Origin of the sequence: Haloplanus aerogenes, from assembly GCF_003856835.1 — an archaeon.
GTDB lineage: Archaea > Halobacteriota > Halobacteria > Halobacteriales > Haloferacaceae > Haloplanus > Haloplanus aerogenes.
Genome location: NZ_CP034145.1, coordinates 707,206 through 722,987, shown reverse-complemented (window position 1 = coordinate 722,987; position 15,782 = coordinate 707,206). Strand labels below are relative to the sequence as shown.

Here is a 15,782-nt window from a genome sequence, read left to right as displayed (position 1 = left end):
GATGTCCGCCGAGCCCTCCACCGGGACTGAGTCGTCTGCCGACGACGACGTGACGTTCGCGGCCGGAGACGCGTGGGCGGGGGTCGTGGCCTGCCTCCCCGTCGCGCTCGGCGTCGCCGGCGCGTCGCACCGGCTGCCCGAGGAACGTCGTTCCTCGCTGTCGCCGGTTACGGCCTCGTGTTCGGGATGCTCGCCCGTCGCGTCGGGTTGAGCGTCACCGAAGCGGCGCTGATGAGCGCCACCGTCCTCGCCGGCGGCGCCCAGTTCGTCGCCGTCGAACTCTGGGATACGCCCATTCCGGTCGTGGCCGTCCTGCTCACCACCTTCGTCATCAACCTCCGGTACGTCCTGATGGGCGCCGCCCTCCGGCCGTGGTTCGAGAAGCTGTCGCCGCTGGAGACGTACGCGAGCGTCTTCTTCATCACCGACGAGAACTGGGCGCTCACGGTGCGTGACCTCCGCGACGGGAGCGGCCGGGGCGCGTTCCTGCTGGGGAGCGGACTGGCTATCTGGGCGTTCTTGATCGTCGCGACCGTCGCCGGCGCGGTGGCGGGGAGCGCCATCGGCGACCCCGCGCGCTACGGGCTGGATTTCGTCCTGACGGCGGTCTTTCTGACCATCGCGGCCGGCCTCTGGCCGGGGCGGCGCTCGGTCGCGCCGTGGGGAGTCGCTGCCGCCGGGGTGGCCGTCGTGCTAGTCGCGCACCGCACCGACAGCGTCCTCCTCGCACTGGTGGTGGGCGTCGTCGCCGTGTTGCTGTTCCGGGGTCAGTTGGGTTAGTCGTCTTCCCCCCGCGCTCGTTCGAACATCGCCAGCGCCTGCTCCCGGCGCTCGCTGTGCTCGACGATGGGCGCCGGGTAATCGGGCGCCGTCCGCCGGCGCTGGGTCGGGGAGAGGTCGTGCCAGTCGTGGATCAGATCGGCGTCGACGCCCCGGAGTTCGGGCACGTACTCGCGGATGTATTCGGCGTCGGGGTCGTGACGCTCGCCCTGTGTCATCGGGTTGAAGATGCGGAAGTAGGGCTGAGCGTCGGTGCCCGTGGAGGCGGCCCACTGCCAGCCGCCGTTGTCGTTCGCGGGGTTGTGGTCGACGAGGTTCCGCCGGAACCAGTCGTACCCCTCGCGCCAGTCGATCAGGAGATCCTTCGTGAGGAAGGAGGCGACGATCATCCGCACGCGGTTGTGCATGTACGCCTCCGCGCGCAACTGGCGCATCCCGGCGTCGACGATGGGATAGCCCGTCTCGCCGTCCTTCCACGCCTGTAGAGCCTCGGGGTCGTCGCGCCACTCGATAGGGTTCTCGTAGTCGCGGTAGTTCTCGGTCACCACCTCGGGGTTGAAGTAGAGGACGTGGTGGTAGAACTCCCGCCACGCGAGTTCGCCGCGGAACGTCTCGACCGCCTCCCGAGTCGCGTCGTTGGGCGCCGTCTCGCGGGCGCGCACCACCCGGTCGTGGACCGTCCGGATGCCAACGGTCCCGTGAGTCAGGTGGGGCGAGAGCCGGGAAGTGGCGTTCGCCGCCGGGTCGTCGCGGGCGTCCTCGTAGCGGTAGATGTCGTCCGAACAGAAGTCGTTGAGGCGGTGCCGCGCCTCCATGTAGCCGCCGGGCGGAATCTCGGCTTCGGGGCGGTCGAAGCCCAGGTCGTCGAGCGTGGGGATCGGTGTGTCGTGCGGTGGGTCGGCGAGTCGATCCGCGCCCGGCCCCGGCACCGATCCCCGTTTCTCCCGATCTTTCCACTTCTTCCAGAAGTAGCTGTAGACCGAGTACGGCTCCCCCGCGTTCGTCGTGATCGACCCCGGTTCGTGGAGGAGGTGGTCGTGGACGATGCGGGTCTCGACGCCCATCTCGTTGAGGTGGTCGGCCACCCGGTCGTCCCGGCGTCGACCCAATCCGGAGTAGGCCTGCGCCCACGACACTGTGTCGACCCCGTAGTCGTCGGCGAGGCGGGCGAGTTCGGCGGGCGCCTCGCCGCGGACCACGAGCAGGTCGCTCTCGCGGTCCCGGTACCACTCGCGGAGGGCGGCGAGGCTGTCGAGGACGAACGCGACGCGTGGCGGGGCGGCGTGGTCGAGAATCTTCGGGTCGAAAACGTACACCGGGAGGATCGGGTCGTCGCCGGCCGGAGGCCGGCTCCCCGAGGAGCGTGGCTCCTCGCTGTCATCGGGGCTCACCAGCGCGAGGTTGTCCGATGGCCGCAGATCCGTCCGGTGCCAGTGGAGGCGCATACCGGGCGGTAGGAACGGGTCGGCATAAAGACTCGATCCGGCTACAGCGTATCCGACTATCGCCGCGTGTCGACTTCGCGAGCCATCTCGCGGCAACGGACGGCGGCCGAGTCGAAGGCCCTCTCGTCGAGGTTCGCCAGCGCCCGCTCACAGCCGTCGAGCAGCGTCGACCGAAACTCGCCGTCGGGGAGTTTGTTCGTCGCCACCGTCTCGGCGCTCGTGAGGATCTGGCGGATGTCGTCGACCGGGGGACGACTGCCCGTGGAGCCGTCGAGCGCCGTCGCCCCCGCCTCGAACAACTGCCCCAGAACGTCCATCACGTCGCCGGAGTACTCGTACTCGCTGGTCACGGGCGGAGGTTGGACGCGCGGCCAAAGACGCCGTCGGTCGCGGCAGCGGTGGCACCCGTCACCCTTACCACGACCGCGTCCCGTGGTACCGTATGACAGACGACACCGTGACCGTCGGCGGCGTCGACGTGCCCGCCGTCGGCCTCGGGACGTGGCGCCTCCGCGGCGACGACTGTCGGCGGGCCGTCGAGACGGCACTCGATTTGGGATATCGCCACGTCGACACCGCACAGGCCTACGGCAACGAGCGAGCGGTCGGTGCCGGCATCCGCGAGAGCGACGTGGATCGCGAGGACGTGTTCCTCGCGACGAAACTCGACGGCGACAGTCGGCGCCGCGAGACGGTGCAGCGGTCGGTCCGGGAGAGCCTCGACCGACTGGGAACGGACTACCTCGACCTCCTCCTGATCCACTGGCCGAACGGTCGCCCGCCGTTCGTGCCGGTGCGCCTCCCCGGCAGACCACCGCTCGCGGAGACGCTAGAGGCCATGAACGAACTCGTCGACGAGGGGCTGGTGCGCCACATCGGCGTCTCGAACTTCGACATCCGCCTGCTGGATCGGGCGCGACGACAGTCGGACGCCCCCATCTTCGCCAACCAGGTGCAGTTTCACCCCTACTGGGACCAGCGGCGCCTGCTCTCGTACTGCAGGCGTCACGACGTGTTGCTGACGGCGTACAGCCCGCTGTGTCACGGGGGCGTCCTCGACGACGACGTTCTCGTCGGCATCGGTCGACGCTACGACAAGACGGCCGCGCAGGTGGCGATCCGGTGGGCGATTCAACACGACGGCGTCGGTGCGATTCCGAAGGCGACGAGCCGCGACCACCTCGCCGCGAACCTCGACGTGTTCGACTTCGAACTGACCGAGTCGGAGATGACTCGGATCCGCCGGCCGTCGAAACTCCGGACGTTCGGTGGGTTCGCCCGGTCCCGCCTCCCCGTGTGACGAGCGCGGATCGGTTCACTGAAGTTTCCGGTCCACTGACAGTCGATAGATGCAGAACCGAACGCGTGCCGAACGGGTCGACGGCGACATCGCCGAAACGACCGAGTTCGACCGCTACGCCGACTACGAGGACGACGGGGCGCTGGTGATCTGCGACCGACGAAACGCCCGTGCGTGGCTCAAATCCGACGCGACGACGACAGTCGAACCCTAGTCGACCGGACACACGTCCGCCCGGATGTCGACGCGCGTGTCCGTCACGTCGGTCACGATGCCGTCGATGGGTGCGTGGTGGGCGTTGCTGATGCCGTCGCCCGGCGTGGCGATCATCTCTCGTTTCTCGACGCGGTCGCCCGACGACACCAGCGGCTCGCCCGGTGCGACGATGTCGATGGCCGGATTGGTGACGAGGGGGACGCCGACGGCGTCGGGGGCGAGTCGCGTCGGTTCGGTCTCGTGATCGTCGTCCCAGTCACGAGCGTCGAGGACATCGATCCGCCCCTCGCCGTACGTGTTTGCCGCGACGACCTCTCGATCCATCACGAGGACGGCGTTGGTTCGCTTGGACACCCGGAACTCCTCGGGCGTGGTGTCGGTCCGGAACGACCACCCCGGCCCGCCGTGCAGAAGGACTTCGGTGTCCGAGAGCGAGCCGATAGGCCGGCCAGCGGCGTCGAGGAGGTCGGCGGCGCGCGTCCCGACAGGTACGTCGAGGAAGCGGTGGCGAGGGACGTTGCCGGCGACGTGGACGTACGTCCGCGTCGTCGGGGCGCCCCGGTCGAGCGCCCGGTAGACGTTCCAGAGCGTCTCCGTGTTCTGGACGATCCAGCCGTGATCCATCGGGAGGTCCTGCCCCACGACGGTCCCGGTGGCGACGTTCAGGAGGACACTCTCCATCCCGAACTTGTACTGGTCGTCGGTGTAGGCGAACACGACGCCGGACTCGTCGTCGGCGTCGACCGGCAGATCCGCTGGGAGGTAGACCGTCGCGTCCGTCACCCGCTCTAGCGGCCGGGTCCAGTCGCGGTCCTTCTGCTTCGGAGTGACGACGATCGTCTCGAACCCCGAGTCGAGCAAGGCGTTGAACAGGGCCGCGAACGCGTGTGCGCGTTCCCGACCGAGCCACCGATCCATGTAGTAGATCGGCTCGCTCTCCTGGTGGTTGACGAGCAGGTGGTCCACGTCGTCGAGGCGTCGCCACTTCGCGTGCGTCGGAAATCCGGCTCCACCCACTCCCGATACGCCGGCGTTCTGGATCGTCGTGGCGATGGTCGGCACCGCCATCTGCCCGAGTTGCGAGAGGCTCATACCGCGCTACCGTGTGTATTGTTAACGATTAACTATATAATTCCGTCGTTCTGTGAGTCCGCCGACACGACCCCGTGCCGAACCGTTATGGCCGGCGGCCCCGGAGCCGAAACATGGAGCGAGTCACGAACATCTTCGTCGCGGATGCGGGGTCGGAGCCGATGCAGTCGGTCGACCGCGTCGCGGCCGTCGAGGGCGGCCTCCGCGGCGACCGCTACTGCGAGGGGCGGGGCCACTACACCCCGTTCGACGTGTGCGAGGTGACGCTGATCGCGAGCGAGGATATCGCAGCCATCGACGCGGAACTCGGCCTGTCGCTTTCGGCCGGCCAGCACCGACGCAACCTCGTCACCGAGGGTGTCGACCTCCACGACCTGCTCGACCACCGCTTCCGCGTCGGCGGGGCGACGCTGACAGGGACCCGCCCCCGTCCACCGTGTTCGCACGTCGAGCAACTCGCCGAGCAGGAGGGCGTGGCCCGCGCCCTGGGTAAGGGTCGGGGCGGTATCTGCGCGGACGTGATCGACCCCGGCAGGATCGGCGTCGGCGACGAGGTGGTGGATCTGGGCTCGACCGACCGGACGGACGACATCGTGGCTCGGCTGCGATCCGAAGACTAACAGACCGGCGCGGGATCGACACCCATCCCCTGCAACGTCTCGGCGTACTCTTCGTAGGCGACGGCGACCGTCTCCGCGGCAGCGTCGCGGGCGCGCTCCCAGTCGGCGTCGTCGGTGCAACAGGAATCGAGGAGGGCCACGCCGTCGTCGACGAGCGCCGCCGTCTCCGACCGGAGGTCGCGGATCACGTCGGCCGTCGATTCGTCCGCCTCGTTGACGAAGAAGTTCACTACCTGCAGGAGCGAGCGGTCGCTGACGAGCGGGCGGGCCACGAGGCCGGCGGCGACGCGCTCGGGCGTCGAATCGAGGTTTCGGAGGTGGGTGTGGAGGGCGTCGGGGTCGGGAGCGGCGTCGGTATCGGCGTCGTCCAGCAATTCTCTCACTCGATCGTCATGGTCGCGCTCCAGCGCCGCGACCCGCTCGAACGCGTCCCGAGCGTCCGGGTCGGCCTCGCTCTCGGCCCACGCGTCGAACGTTGCGGCGGCGCGGCGCTCCGCGGCGAGCGTCGATTCCAGCACGCGCTCGCGGTCCAACTGCGCCTCGGTCGCGGCGACGAGCGCCTTCTCCGAGCCGAGGCGGTCGAGTTCCGTGGCCATCCGTTTCCGGACCGTCTCGACGAGCGTGTCACCGTCCATGCGCCGTCTTTGGTTCGCGGCGCTCGTTATACTGTCGGCGCACCGACCCGGCGCTTAACGCCGTCGGGTGCGTAGGAGGCGTATGGCTACCGACACCGAGCGCGCGGGGCAGGTCACCCCCACGGAACTCCGCCGTCGCCTCGCCGCCGGCGACCCCCTGACCCTGCTGGACGTTCGGGACCGCACCGAAATCGAGCGCTGGCGGATCGAGGCGCCGAACTATCACCACGTCCCCTACATGAAGTTCGTCGCCGCGGGCGTCACCGGCGACGTGGCCGACCTGTTGCCGGCCGACGTACGGGAGCTGGTCGTCGTGGTCTGCCCCCGCGGCGAGGCGAGCGCCGAAGTGGCCGACCAGCTCGTCGACGCTGGCGTCGACGCTCGGAACCTCGCGGGCGGGATGGAGGCGTGGGCGCGGCTGTACGACCGCACCGTGGTGTGGGAAGACGGGGCGACGACGGTCTACCAGTACCACCGGCCGGCGAGTGGCTGTCTCGGCTACGCCATCGTCTCGGGTGCGGAGATGGCCGTGATCGACCCGCTCCGTGCCTTCACCGAGCGGTATCGCGAGGACGCCGACGAACTGGGAGCGACGCTCACCGTCGCCGTCGACACGCACGTCCACGCCGACCACGTGAGCGGCGTGCGGGCACTCGCGGCGGCGACGGGGGCGACGCCAGTGTTGCCACAGCGGGCGGTGGAGCGCGGCGTTGCGGACGGGAGTGACTTCGAGACGGTCACCGACGGCGACGAACTCGCCATCGGCGACGCCACCCTCCGGGCCGTCGCGCTCCCCGGACACACGACGGGGATGACGGGCTTTGCCGTGGGAGAGGTACTGCTCACCGGTGACAGCGTGTTTCTCGACGGCGTCGCCCGTCCCGACCTGCAGGAGGATGCCGACCCCACCGAACAGGCCCGAACGCTGTACGCGACGCTGACGGAGTGTCTCGACGCGTTCGACGCCGACACGCTGATAGCGCCGGGGCACACCGACGCCGGTGTCGACACGGCGCCTCGCGTTGCCCGCCTCGGCGACCTGCGTGAGCGACTCGCCGTCTTCGGAATGGACGAGGCGGCGTTCGTCGAGCGCGTGACGCAGGTGGGGGCGGAACCGGCCAACGCCGACCGCATCGTCGCCATCAACTGCGGCCGGGAATCCGTCGACGACGAGACGGCGTTCGAACTGGAGTTGGGGCCGAACAACTGCTCGGCGAGCGGCTGACCGGTCGGTCAAAGCGGCGCTTGCCCCTACTGAAGACACTTGTCGTCCGGCACCGAAGCGCCGACAGTGCACCGACGAACGTTCGTCGCGAGCATGGGCGGAACGCTCGCTGCCCTGACCGGCTGTCTCGGGAATCGGCGGCAGTCCGACGGGCCGCCACCGACAGGGACGCGGACGCGGACGGCGACGCCGACACGGACCGACGAGCCGACTGCCGACGTGACCGTCGAGTCCCTCCACCTCCAGTACGGCGTCGTGACGCCATCATCGCCGGACTCGATCGGGATCTCGCACGCGGACACGCCGTATCTCGTCGCGTCGGTTCGCGTCGACGGCCCGCTCTCGTGGGAGGCGTTCGGACTCAGAATGGCCGACGTGCGGTACGCCCCGACGCGGCTCGACCGCCTGTATCGGACGACGTGGGGGGAGGACCACTGGTACGAACGGGGACGGAGCGACGGACTGGTGCTGTTCGAGGCGCCGTCGACCGCGACCGACGACCTCCAGTTGATCTGGCCCGGCGGAGAGCGGCCCGTCGACGACGGCATCGTCGCGCGTCTCGACGGGGAGACGCCACGCCTGTCGGCCTCGTTCGACGTTCCGGAGACTCACGACGGGAGAACGGCACCGGACATCACCATCGACGTGACGAACGAGGGGTCGACCGCGGGGCGATTCCTCGGGGCGCTCAACCGCGTCGGCCCGGTAGTCGCTTACACGCCGGTCACTCGTCTGAGCCGGCTGGTGCCGGCCGGGGAGAGCGAGACCATCTCGGTCGCCGACTCGTGGGGCGGGTCGCCCGCCGAGGAGCGTCTCGGCGACGGCGAACCGGACGTAACCTACCGACTGGACTACCCGGGTGGCGAGGATGCGGCCGCGATTCGGCTCCGCGATCCGTCGTGACTCGCCGGCGACGGCCTCCGTATCCTTTATCACCGCCCTCCGACACCACGCCCCATGACCTACGACATCGCGGTCATTCCGGGCGACGGCATCGGGAACGAAGTCGTCGAGGCGGTCGAACCGCTGTTGATCGACGTGGCGGACGCCCACGGCGTCGGGATGGAGACGACGTGGTTCGACTGGGGCAGCCAGCGCTATCTCGACGAAGGGGCGCTCATGCCCGACGACGGCCTCGACCAACTGGAGTCGTTCGACGCCATCCTCCTCGGTGCCGTTGGCCACCCCGACGTACCGGACCACGTCACCCTCCGCGGCCTCCGCCTCCCGATCACGAAGGGGTTCCAGCAGCACGTCTGCAAGCGCCCAGCCTACCTGTTCGAGGGGGTCCAGAGTCCCCTCCGCGGCTACGAGGGCGGTGACATCGACTTCGTCGTCTACCGCCAGAACACGGAAGGCGAGTACGCGGACGTTGGCGGGCGCGAACACCGGGGCTTCGCCAACGAGGTGGCAGTGCAGGCGTCGGTGTTCACCCGGGAGGGCACCGAGAAGCTCCTTCGCCCGGCGTTCGAGGCGGCGAGCGAGCGAAGCGGGAGGCTGACGAACGTCACGAAGTCGAACGCGCAGGCACACAGCATGGTCTTCTGGGACGAGATGGTCGAGGAGGTGAGCGAGGACTACCCGGACGTGGAGGTGGAACGCTTGCTGGTCGACGCCGCGAGCATGGACATGGTTCGGCGCCCGGACGAGTACGACGTCATCGTCGCTTCCAACCTCTTCGGCGACATCCTCACCGACATCGGCGGCGGCATCATGGGCAGTCTCGGCCTCGCGCCGTCGACGAACATCAACCCCGACGGCACCTACCCCTCGATGTTCGAACCCGTCCACGGGAGCGCCTTCGACATCATGGGCGAGGGCATCGCCAACCCGCTCGGCACCGTCCTCTCGGGGTCGCTCATGTTCGAGCATCTGGAGGAGGACGCGGTGGCCGAGGCGCTGTGGGACGGCGTCGCGGCGCAGTTGGCCGACGCCGACGCGCCGCGGACGGCGGACATCGGCGGGAGCGCGACGACCGAAGCGGTGGCCGACGACCTGCACGACCGGCTGGTCTGAGCGGTCAGTCTGCCACGACGGCGGCGACGATGCCGGCCGTCTGGCCGACGCCAACCAGCAAGAGGCCGACGAGCGTCGCCGCCGAGCCGACGACGGGGGCGAGAACGTAGGCGACGGCGCCGAGACCCGACAGCGCCCCACCGGCGCGGTAGGCGCGGGCGGGGCGAGCGCCACGGCGGCCGGTGTCCCAGAGGCCCGCAGCGGGGAGGACCATCCAGCCGACGACGGCGAGCCCTAGCAACGACGGCGACGACAGCACGAGGCCGAACGCGCCGGCGACGGTCAGGAAGAATCCGAGGACGATGACCCGTCGCCAGACGAGCAACGCCCCGGAGCGCATGTCGGTCCACGAGAGCGCCGCGAACGCGAGGAGGAGCGTCGCCATCACGACGTGGGCGATCAGGAGCGTCCGTTGGGCGACGAAATCGAGATGCGCGGCGGTGACGAACGTCCACGCGAGGGGGACGAGGACGGCGGGACCGTTCTCGCGGAGGCGCCGGAGCATGGTGGGGGTGGGAACCGGCGTGCAAAAAGGCCGTGGGCGTGAGCGACGGCACGGAGTCGTGGCGATATAACTACCGCGGGGGAGAACGTGCCGGTCATGTCGCTCCGAAGCCGTCGGACCGTCTACTATCTCGCGCTGGTCGTCGCGACGACGGTGCTGTTCACGCTCGTCTACAACACCGGGATGGCCATCTGGGAGGGGCGTCCCCAGCCCCTGTATCGCTCGCTCGAAGTCGTCGTGCAGAGTTTCACCACGACCGGGTACGGCGAGGACGCGCCGTGGCGGTCGCCCCAGATGAATCTGCTGGCGATCACGATGCAACTCACCGGCATCGGCCTCATCCTCACTGCCGTCGACGTGTTCGCGGTGCCGTGGCTCCGGGGGGCGCTCACGCCGAGTGCGCCCGCCTCCGTCTTGGGGATGCAGGATCACGTGATCATCTGCGAGCACACGCCGCGGACGGACGCCTTCATCACGGAACTCGACGCCCGCGATCAGCCGTACGTCCTCGTCGAGGCGGACGAAGAGCGGGCGGGCGAACTCCACGAGGCGGGGTATCGCGTCGTCCACGGCGACCCGGAGTCGACCGACGACCTGCAGGCGGCGGGCATCGGGTCGGCGCGCGTCGTCGTCGCCGACGCCGCGGACGACACGAACGCGAGCATCGTCCTCTCGGCCCGGGACGCCCGGCCGAACGTTCGCGTGATCACACTCGTCGAGGAAGCGGCACTCGCGCGGTACCACCGGGCGGCGGGGGCGGACGAGGTTCTCTCGCCCCGGCAGTTGTTGGGATCGAGTCTGGCGAGGCAGGTGCCGACGACGGTCACGACGGACGTGGCCGAGGGGGTGACCGTCGGCGACGACTTCGAACTCGTCGAGGTAACGGTCGCGGCGAACAGCGACCTCCACGGGCGGACGTTCCGGGAGGCGCGCCTGCGTGACCGCTTCGGCGTGAACGTGATCGGCGCGTGGTTCGACGGCGACTTCCGGACGCCGGTCGAGATGGGCGACGAACTGGCCGCACGGACGCGGTTGCTCGTCGCTGGCGAGTCGGCACAGGTCGAGGCGTTACAGGAGGCAACCGCCTCGACGGTCCGGCGGTTCGCCCCCCAGCGCATCGTCGTCGCGGGCTACGGCGACTCGGGGCGCGCCGCCGCGGACGCCCTCTCCGGATCCGGTGCCGAACTGACGGTCCTCGACGTCGAGGACGACGACCGGGTCGACGTGGTTGGCGACGCGCGCGACCCGGACGTACTCGAATCGGTGGGCATCGCGGACGCGTCGGCGCTCATCCTCACCGTCGCCGACGACACGACGGCCATCTTCGCGACGCTCATCGCCCGGGAGTTGAACCCGGATCTCTACATCGTCGTCCGGGCGAACGAGGAAGACGACGTGCAGAAACTGTACCGCGCGGGCGGCGACTACGTGCAGTCGCTGGCGACGGTCAGCGGCCGGATGCTCGCCTCGACCGTCTTCGAGGACGAGGAGGTACTGGCGTACGACAAGCAGGTGAACGTCGTGCGCCTCCCCGCCGGAGATCTGGTGGGGAGTACGCTCGTCGACGAGGCGGTGCGGACGCGAACCGGCGGGACCGTCGTCGCGGTGGTCCGCGAGGGAGAGACGATCACCGACTTCGAACCCGGACGGTTCACGTTCGAGGCGGGCGACGAGGTGGTCGTCGCCGGCACCGACGAAGCGGTCACGGAGTTCGAACGGACGTTCGGGATCTGACCGGCGGGAGCGACTGCGCCGAGCCGGTAACACCGATGCAACCAGATATCACTACTGTCAGGGAAGGTATATTTCCGTGGGTGCCCTACTTCGGGGCGGAGGCACCCCAACGGCGACGCGGCTTTCGCGTCGCCGTCGACGCTGACGACCGACACACCATGCACGCAACCGCCGGAATCCACCACGTAACGTCCATCGCGAGCGACCCCCAGCGAAACGTCGACTTCTACACCGACGTTCTGGGCCTGCGGCTCGTGAAGCGAACGGTCAACTTCGACGACAAGTTCACATACCACCTCTACTACGGCGACGAGGTGGGGACGCCGGGAACGGCCCTGACGTTCTTCCCGTTCGGGAACGGGACACCGGGACGGGTCGGCCGGGGCCAGCCGAGCGCGGCGGCCTTCGTCGTCCCGCCGGAGTCGGTCGACTACTGGCTCGACCGCCTCGATTCGGCGGGTGTCGACCGCGGAGACCCGGTCGAGCGCTTCGGCGAGACGGTCGTCCCGTTCACGGATCACGACGGCCAGCCGCTCGAACTGGTCACGGGCGAGAGCGACGTCGAGCCGTGGCGCGGCGGGCCGGTGCCCGCCGAACACGGGGTTCGAGGCTTCCACGGCGTCACGCTCGACTCGCTCGACCCGGAACGGACGGGTGAGATACTCGAACTGCTGGGGTACGAGCGGGTCGACGCGGCGGGCGAGCGCACCCGCTACCGCGCGGCGAGCGACCGGGCCGCCGTCGTCGACGTGCTCGACCGTCCGGACGCGGAACGGGGACGGGAGGGCGTCGGCACCGTCCACCACGTCGCCATCCGCGCGCCCGACGAGGCGACGCAGATGGCATGGCGCGAGGCGCTCGTCGACGCGGGACTGAACGTCACGCCACAGAAGGACCGCCAGTACTTCCAGTCCGTCTACACCCGCGACCCCGGCGGCATCCTGTTCGAGATCGCGACCGACGGGCCGGGCTTCACCCGCGACGAGTCGGTCGAGGAACTCGGATCGAGTCTCCAGTTGCCGCCGTGGCTGGCGGAGGACCGCGAGATGATCGAGGGACAGCTACCACCGCTCGACGGCGGCACGATGGAGACGAATTGATGGACGGTCCCCACCAGAACCAGCCGCTCGTAACGGCCGGGACGCCCCTCGACGAGGCGGATGCGGCCGTCGTCCTCGTCCACGGTCGCGGGGCGACGGCGCGGAGCATCGTCCAGATGGCCCAGCAGTTCCACCACGAGGGCGTCGCCTACCTCGCGCCGCAGGCACAGCGGAACACGTGGTACCCCAACCCGTTCACGGCGCCCGTCGAGACGAACGAACCCGGTCGAACCTCCGGCCTGCAGGCCATCGCGGACGCCATCGGCGACGCCAACGATGCCAACATCCCGACCGAGCGCGTCGTGCTCCTCGGGTTCTCGCAGGGCGCGTGTCTCGCGAGCGAGTTCGTCGCCCGCAACCCCGACCGCTACGGCGGCCTCGCGGCACTGTCCGGCGGCCTCATCGGCGAGACCATCGACCCCGACGACTACACCGGCGACCTGGAGGGGACGCCCGTCTTCTTCGGGTGTAGCGACGTGGACCCACACATCCCCGAGGAGCGCGTCCACGAGTCGGCCGACGTGTTCGAGCGCTTGCATGCCGACGTGACGAAGCGACTCTACCCGGGTATGGGACATACGATCAATCAGGACGAGGCGGATCAGGTCTCCGCGATGATCGCCGCGCTCGTTTAGAGCAGGGACGCGACGACGCGCGCGAGGCCGATGGCGGCGAGCGCTCCGACGATGTTCGCGACGGCGTAGGCGGCGGCCTTCACGGGGTCCCCGCCTTCCCAGAGACGCACGACGTTGAACGAGAACGAGGAGAAGGTGGTAAACGCCCCGCAGGCGCCGGTGCCGACGAGCAACAGCAGGTCCGTCCCCGGATCGAGCGCCGTCAGGAGCCCGAGGACGAAACTCCCGAGGACGTTCACGGTCAGCGTCCCCGTCGGGAACGACTCGCGCTCGACGGCGAGGCTGACGAGGTGGCGGAGGAGGGCGCCGATGATCCCGCCGACAGCGACCAGATAGGCGGGGTTAGCCATCGGTCGACCCTCCCGTTTCGGTGAACGCGACGACGAGTCGGCGACCGGCGAGGACGGCGACGATACCGAGCGCGTAACTGCCGACGACGTTCAGAAAGCCCAGCCAGAGCGGGACGGTCGTCGACTCGACGGCGAAGGTGCTGTAGGTCGTGTAGGAGGAGAGAAAGCCCGTCCCGAAGACGACGCGGGTCTTCTCGGCCAACAGGTCCGTGTAGAGCGCCTCGTAGAGGAGAACGCCGAGGAGGAAACTCCCCGTCACGTTCGCGACGAGCGTCCCCTGGAGGCCCGGCAGGACGGTGCCGATGGCGTACCGGAGGTTGGCACCCGCGGCGCCGCCGACGGCGATGAGCAGGCCGGTTTCGAGGGCGTAAACCCAGTCTCGTCGTTGCATATGTCCTCGGGGCGAATCGTGTGAATCTCTGTTGCGGTCCACTTAATACTGCGTTCGGCCGGCGACGGCAGCCGCCACCCCCCAACGTTTACTATCCGATGTCGCCTCCTCCCGTATGATGTCAACAGACGAACTCGAAACGGCGGCCAGGGAGTTTCACGAGGAGATCCCCCACCGGTTTCAGGTGTCGCTCACCATGTCGATGGAGACGCGCGATCGTCTCCGAGAAGTGCGGGAGGAACTGAACGACGCGGCCGGCGAGCGCGTGTTCACGACGGACGACGCGATTCGGCTGGCGCTCCTGAGCGGCGCGCGGTATCACGAGGTGGCGACGGGCGACCGGGACGCGTCGGAGACGGACTCGCTCACGACGCTCGCGGGGGCGCTCCGTCGGGTCGTCGACGCAGAAGCGGAAGAGGAGTGAGAAAAGAGCGGCCACGTATCAGCTGAGCGGGTCGTCGGTGATGGGGACCTGTCCCCGATCCGCCGCCTCGCCGAGTTCGTCCGGGCTGATGTCGAACTCGAAGACGTCTTTCGGGAGTGCGAGCGTCGAACACGCGTTCGGAATGTCGACGACGCCGCTGTGTCGACCCTCGATCGGAACCGTTCCGAGGATCATCAACGCCTGTTCGCCGGTGTAGCCGAACTTCTTCAGGTACTCGATGGCTTCGAGACACGCCTGTCGGTAGGCGACGTGTGGATCCATGTACCGCTGTTCGCCGTCTTCGGTGACGGAGTAGCCCTCGAAGACGACGTACTCCGAGAAGTTCGGGCCGCGGTGCCCCGGCTCGAAGATGGGATGGCTGATGCCGTGTTTCGACATCCCGTCTTTCACGAGTTCGAATTTGAGGTCGACGTAGCCGGCCATCTCGATGGCGCCGCAGAACGTGATCTCGCCGTCGCCCTGCGAGGCGTGGATGTCGCCGATGCCGAACTTCGCCCCCTCGACGAACACCGGGAAGTAGATCGTCGAGCCGAGCGAGAGGTCCTTGATGTCGGTGTTGCCGCCGTGTTCTCGGGGCGGCACGGTTCGGGCGCCTTCCTGTTCGATCCGGTCGGCAACGTCGCCCTCGGCCTCGCCGGCCTGCGCCCCGTCGGGCGTGGGGGGACTCGCCACGGGCGGCTGGGATTCGCCGGTGGGGTGGTTCGGAATCGATTCGGGGTCGTCGTCGTGTTGGTCGATCAGTGTCGCCTCGCGGTCGACCCATTCGTCGAGCAGTTCCTGTGAGGGTGCAGTACCGAGCAAGCCGGGGTGGATCTTCCCCTCGTAGTGGACGTCCGGGACGTGGCGGGACGAGACGTACGTGCCGTCGAGGTCCCAGATGGCCTTGGCCGCGTCGGGGAAGTGATCGGTCAGGAACCCACCCCCGTTCTGCTGGGAGAAGATTCCGGTGAAACCGAACTCGGAGCGCTCGTTCAGCACGCCGATGTCGAGGAGCGTCACCTTGAGGAGGTCGCCGGGTTCGGCCCCGTCGACTTCGACCGGCCCGCTGAGGTAATGCACCTGGTTGAGGTCCACGTCGCGGACCTCGTTCGGGTCGTCGTTGTCGACGATCTGACCACCGGTCCAATCGAGACATTCGAGCCGAACGGTCCCCCCCGGTTCGGTGTGAACCACGGGTTCGAGTTCGGGATGCCACCGATTGAACGGATTCGCCCCGGGTTGATCGTCCGGGGGCCGTGTGGTGTCGACTTCGAAGTGTACTTCGGGCATAGGAGTCCTGGGCGAACCGCCCAA

20 protein-coding genes are annotated in these 15,782 nt (G+C 68.8%); 12 read left to right on the top strand and 8 right to left on the bottom strand.

Features of this window, described 5'->3' with window-relative positions; genetic code table 11:
* The first annotated feature begins 1 nt into the window (after position 1).
* A complete protein-coding gene (locus DU502_RS03790; RefSeq protein WP_121919705.1) occupies positions 2–211 on the top strand; it encodes a hypothetical protein in 210 nt (69 codons plus the stop codon).
* Positions 187–780 carry an AzlC family ABC transporter permease gene (locus DU502_RS03785; protein WP_121919706.1) on the top strand — a complete coding sequence of 198 codons (594 nt, stop codon included), beginning with the start codon at positions 187–189 and terminating at the stop codon, positions 778–780. Before DU502_RS03790 ends, DU502_RS03785 begins: the two co-directional genes overlap by 25 nt.
* Here the strand turns inward: DU502_RS03785 and DU502_RS03780 are convergent.
* Both DU502_RS03780 and DU502_RS03775 read right to left on the bottom strand, forming a co-directional pair.
* Positions 777–2,225, bottom strand: coding sequence for a cryptochrome/photolyase family protein (locus DU502_RS03780; protein ID WP_121919707.1), 1,449 nt, complete (start codon positions 2,223–2,225; stop codon positions 777–779). The genes DU502_RS03785 and DU502_RS03780 overlap by 4 nt on opposite strands.
* Positions 2,226–2,281: 56 nt before the next feature.
* A complete protein-coding gene (locus DU502_RS03775; protein ID WP_121919708.1) occupies positions 2,282–2,575 on the bottom strand; it encodes a hypothetical protein in 294 nt (97 codons plus the stop codon).
* Between the two features lie 92 nt (positions 2,576–2,667).
* On the opposite strand from DU502_RS03775, the gene DU502_RS03770 reads away from it, so the two are divergent.
* Complete coding sequence (locus DU502_RS03770; protein WP_121919709.1) at positions 2,668–3,525, top strand: aldo/keto reductase; 858 nt, start codon at positions 2,668–2,670, stop codon at positions 3,523–3,525.
* A gap of 49 nt (positions 3,526–3,574) precedes the next feature.
* Positions 3,575–3,739: a DUF7331 family protein gene (locus tag DU502_RS18125; RefSeq protein WP_166033624.1), complete on the top strand. Its 165-nt coding sequence runs from the start codon at positions 3,575–3,577 to the stop codon at positions 3,737–3,739.
* Here the strand turns inward: DU502_RS18125 and DU502_RS03765 are convergent.
* The gene (locus DU502_RS03765) at positions 3,736–4,833 is read right to left on the bottom strand and encodes an NADH dehydrogenase subunit (protein WP_121919710.1); all 1,098 of its coding nucleotides are present in this window, start codon (positions 4,831–4,833) and stop codon (positions 3,736–3,738) included. The genes DU502_RS18125 and DU502_RS03765 overlap by 4 nt on opposite strands.
* Before the next feature lie 113 nt (positions 4,834–4,946).
* Between DU502_RS03765 and DU502_RS03760 the strand changes: the two genes are divergently transcribed.
* Positions 4,947–5,453: an MOSC domain-containing protein gene (locus DU502_RS03760; protein ID WP_121919711.1), complete on the top strand. Its 507-nt coding sequence runs from the start codon at positions 4,947–4,949 to the stop codon at positions 5,451–5,453.
* On the opposite strand, the gene DU502_RS03755 is transcribed toward DU502_RS03760, so the two are convergent.
* A complete protein-coding gene (locus tag DU502_RS03755; RefSeq protein ID WP_121919712.1) occupies positions 5,450–6,088 on the bottom strand; it encodes a rubrerythrin family protein in 639 nt (212 codons plus the stop codon). The two genes, DU502_RS03760 and DU502_RS03755, sit on opposite strands and share 4 nt — an antisense overlap.
* Before the next feature lie 82 nt (positions 6,089–6,170).
* On the opposite strand from DU502_RS03755, the gene DU502_RS03750 reads away from it, so the two are divergent.
* The 3 genes from DU502_RS03750 to DU502_RS03740 all read left to right on the top strand — a co-directional run bounded on the left by DU502_RS03750 (position 6,171) and on the right by DU502_RS03740 (position 9,329).
* Positions 6,171–7,313 carry an MBL fold metallo-hydrolase gene (locus DU502_RS03750; RefSeq protein WP_121919713.1) on the top strand — a complete coding sequence of 381 codons (1,143 nt, stop codon included), beginning with the start codon at positions 6,171–6,173 and terminating at the stop codon, positions 7,311–7,313.
* A gap of 66 nt (positions 7,314–7,379) precedes the next feature.
* Positions 7,380–8,216, top strand: coding sequence for a hypothetical protein (locus DU502_RS03745; RefSeq protein ID WP_124897009.1), 837 nt, complete (start codon positions 7,380–7,382; stop codon positions 8,214–8,216).
* Positions 8,217–8,270: 54 nt separating this feature from the next.
* Positions 8,271–9,329, top strand: coding sequence for an isocitrate/isopropylmalate dehydrogenase family protein (locus DU502_RS03740; RefSeq protein WP_121919715.1), 1,059 nt, complete (start codon positions 8,271–8,273; stop codon positions 9,327–9,329).
* A 4-nt stretch (positions 9,330–9,333) separates the two neighbouring features.
* On the opposite strand, the gene DU502_RS03735 is transcribed toward DU502_RS03740, so the two are convergent.
* Positions 9,334–9,834 carry a hypothetical protein gene (locus DU502_RS03735; protein ID WP_121919716.1) on the bottom strand — a complete coding sequence of 167 codons (501 nt, stop codon included), beginning with the start codon at positions 9,832–9,834 and terminating at the stop codon, positions 9,334–9,336.
* A 96-nt stretch (positions 9,835–9,930) separates the two neighbouring features.
* Here DU502_RS03735 and DU502_RS03730 point away from each other — a divergent pair, with 96 nt between their 5' ends.
* The 3 genes from DU502_RS03730 (at position 9,931) to DU502_RS03720 (ending at position 13,303) form a co-directional block, all read left to right on the top strand.
* Positions 9,931–11,568, top strand: a complete 1,638-nt coding sequence (locus tag DU502_RS03730) for a potassium channel family protein (protein ID WP_121919717.1) — start codon at positions 9,931–9,933, stop codon at positions 11,566–11,568.
* Between the two features lie 158 nt (positions 11,569–11,726).
* Complete coding sequence (locus tag DU502_RS03725; protein ID WP_121920119.1) at positions 11,727–12,668, top strand: ring-cleaving dioxygenase; 942 nt, start codon at positions 11,727–11,729, stop codon at positions 12,666–12,668.
* Positions 12,668–13,303 carry an alpha/beta hydrolase gene (locus DU502_RS03720; protein WP_121919718.1) on the top strand — a complete coding sequence of 212 codons (636 nt, stop codon included), beginning with the start codon at positions 12,668–12,670 and terminating at the stop codon, positions 13,301–13,303. The genes DU502_RS03725 and DU502_RS03720 overlap by 1 nt, the downstream gene beginning before the upstream one ends.
* On the opposite strand, the gene crcB is transcribed toward DU502_RS03720, so the two are convergent.
* Positions 13,300–13,653, bottom strand: a complete 354-nt coding sequence (gene crcB / locus DU502_RS03715) for a fluoride efflux transporter CrcB (protein WP_121919719.1) — start codon at positions 13,651–13,653, stop codon at positions 13,300–13,302. The genes DU502_RS03720 and crcB overlap by 4 nt on opposite strands.
* On the bottom strand, positions 13,646–14,044 hold the full coding sequence (locus DU502_RS03710) for a CrcB family protein (protein WP_121919720.1): 399 nt from the start codon (positions 14,042–14,044) through the stop codon (positions 13,646–13,648). Before DU502_RS03710 ends, crcB begins: the two co-directional genes overlap by 8 nt.
* A gap of 118 nt (positions 14,045–14,162) precedes the next feature.
* Between DU502_RS03710 and DU502_RS03705 the strand changes: the two genes are divergently transcribed.
* Positions 14,163–14,468: a hypothetical protein gene (locus DU502_RS03705; RefSeq protein ID WP_124897008.1), complete on the top strand. Its 306-nt coding sequence runs from the start codon at positions 14,163–14,165 to the stop codon at positions 14,466–14,468.
* An 18-nt stretch (positions 14,469–14,486) separates the two neighbouring features.
* Here the strand turns inward: DU502_RS03705 and fmdA are convergent, their stop codons facing one another.
* Positions 14,487–15,758, bottom strand: a complete 1,272-nt coding sequence (gene fmdA, locus DU502_RS03700) for a formamidase (RefSeq protein ID WP_121919722.1) — start codon at positions 15,756–15,758, stop codon at positions 14,487–14,489.
* Between the last annotated feature and the right edge of the window lie 24 nt (positions 15,759–15,782).

Excerpts from the sequence above, each read along its gene's own strand:
- DU502_RS03790 (WP_121919705.1), top strand. The coding sequence starts at position 2 with ATGTCCGCCGAGCCCTCCACCGGGACTGAGTCGTCTGCCGACGACGAC.
- DU502_RS03785 (WP_121919706.1), top strand. The coding sequence starts at position 187 with ATGCTCGCCCGTCGCGTCGGGTTGAGCGTCACCGAAGCGGCGCTGATG.
- DU502_RS03780 (WP_121919707.1), bottom strand. The coding sequence starts at position 2,225 with ATGCGCCTCCACTGGCACCGGACGGATCTGCGGCCATCGGACAACCTC.
- DU502_RS03770 (WP_121919709.1), top strand. The coding sequence starts at position 2,668 with ATGACAGACGACACCGTGACCGTCGGCGGCGTCGACGTGCCCGCCGTC.
- DU502_RS18125 (WP_166033624.1), top strand. The coding sequence starts at position 3,575 with ATGCAGAACCGAACGCGTGCCGAACGGGTCGACGGCGACATCGCCGAA.
- DU502_RS03765 (WP_121919710.1), bottom strand. The coding sequence starts at position 4,833 with ATGAGCCTCTCGCAACTCGGGCAGATGGCGGTGCCGACCATCGCCACG.
- DU502_RS03760 (WP_121919711.1), top strand. The coding sequence starts at position 4,947 with ATGGAGCGAGTCACGAACATCTTCGTCGCGGATGCGGGGTCGGAGCCG.
- DU502_RS03755 (WP_121919712.1), bottom strand. The coding sequence starts at position 6,088 with ATGGACGGTGACACGCTCGTCGAGACGGTCCGGAAACGGATGGCCACG.
- DU502_RS03750 (WP_121919713.1), top strand. The coding sequence starts at position 6,171 with ATGGCTACCGACACCGAGCGCGCGGGGCAGGTCACCCCCACGGAACTC.
- DU502_RS03740 (WP_121919715.1), top strand. The coding sequence starts at position 8,271 with ATGACCTACGACATCGCGGTCATTCCGGGCGACGGCATCGGGAACGAA.
- DU502_RS03735 (WP_121919716.1), bottom strand. The coding sequence starts at position 9,834 with ATGCTCCGGCGCCTCCGCGAGAACGGTCCCGCCGTCCTCGTCCCCCTC.
- DU502_RS03730 (WP_121919717.1), top strand. The coding sequence starts at position 9,931 with ATGTCGCTCCGAAGCCGTCGGACCGTCTACTATCTCGCGCTGGTCGTC.
- DU502_RS03725 (WP_121920119.1), top strand. The coding sequence starts at position 11,727 with ATGCACGCAACCGCCGGAATCCACCACGTAACGTCCATCGCGAGCGAC.
- DU502_RS03720 (WP_121919718.1), top strand. The coding sequence starts at position 12,668 with ATGGACGGTCCCCACCAGAACCAGCCGCTCGTAACGGCCGGGACGCCC.
- crcB (WP_121919719.1), bottom strand. The coding sequence starts at position 13,653 with ATGGCTAACCCCGCCTATCTGGTCGCTGTCGGCGGGATCATCGGCGCC.
- DU502_RS03710 (WP_121919720.1), bottom strand. The coding sequence starts at position 14,044 with ATGCAACGACGAGACTGGGTTTACGCCCTCGAAACCGGCCTGCTCATC.
- DU502_RS03705 (WP_124897008.1), top strand. The coding sequence starts at position 14,163 with ATGTCAACAGACGAACTCGAAACGGCGGCCAGGGAGTTTCACGAGGAG.
- fmdA (WP_121919722.1), bottom strand. The coding sequence starts at position 15,758 with ATGCCCGAAGTACACTTCGAAGTCGACACCACACGGCCCCCGGACGAT.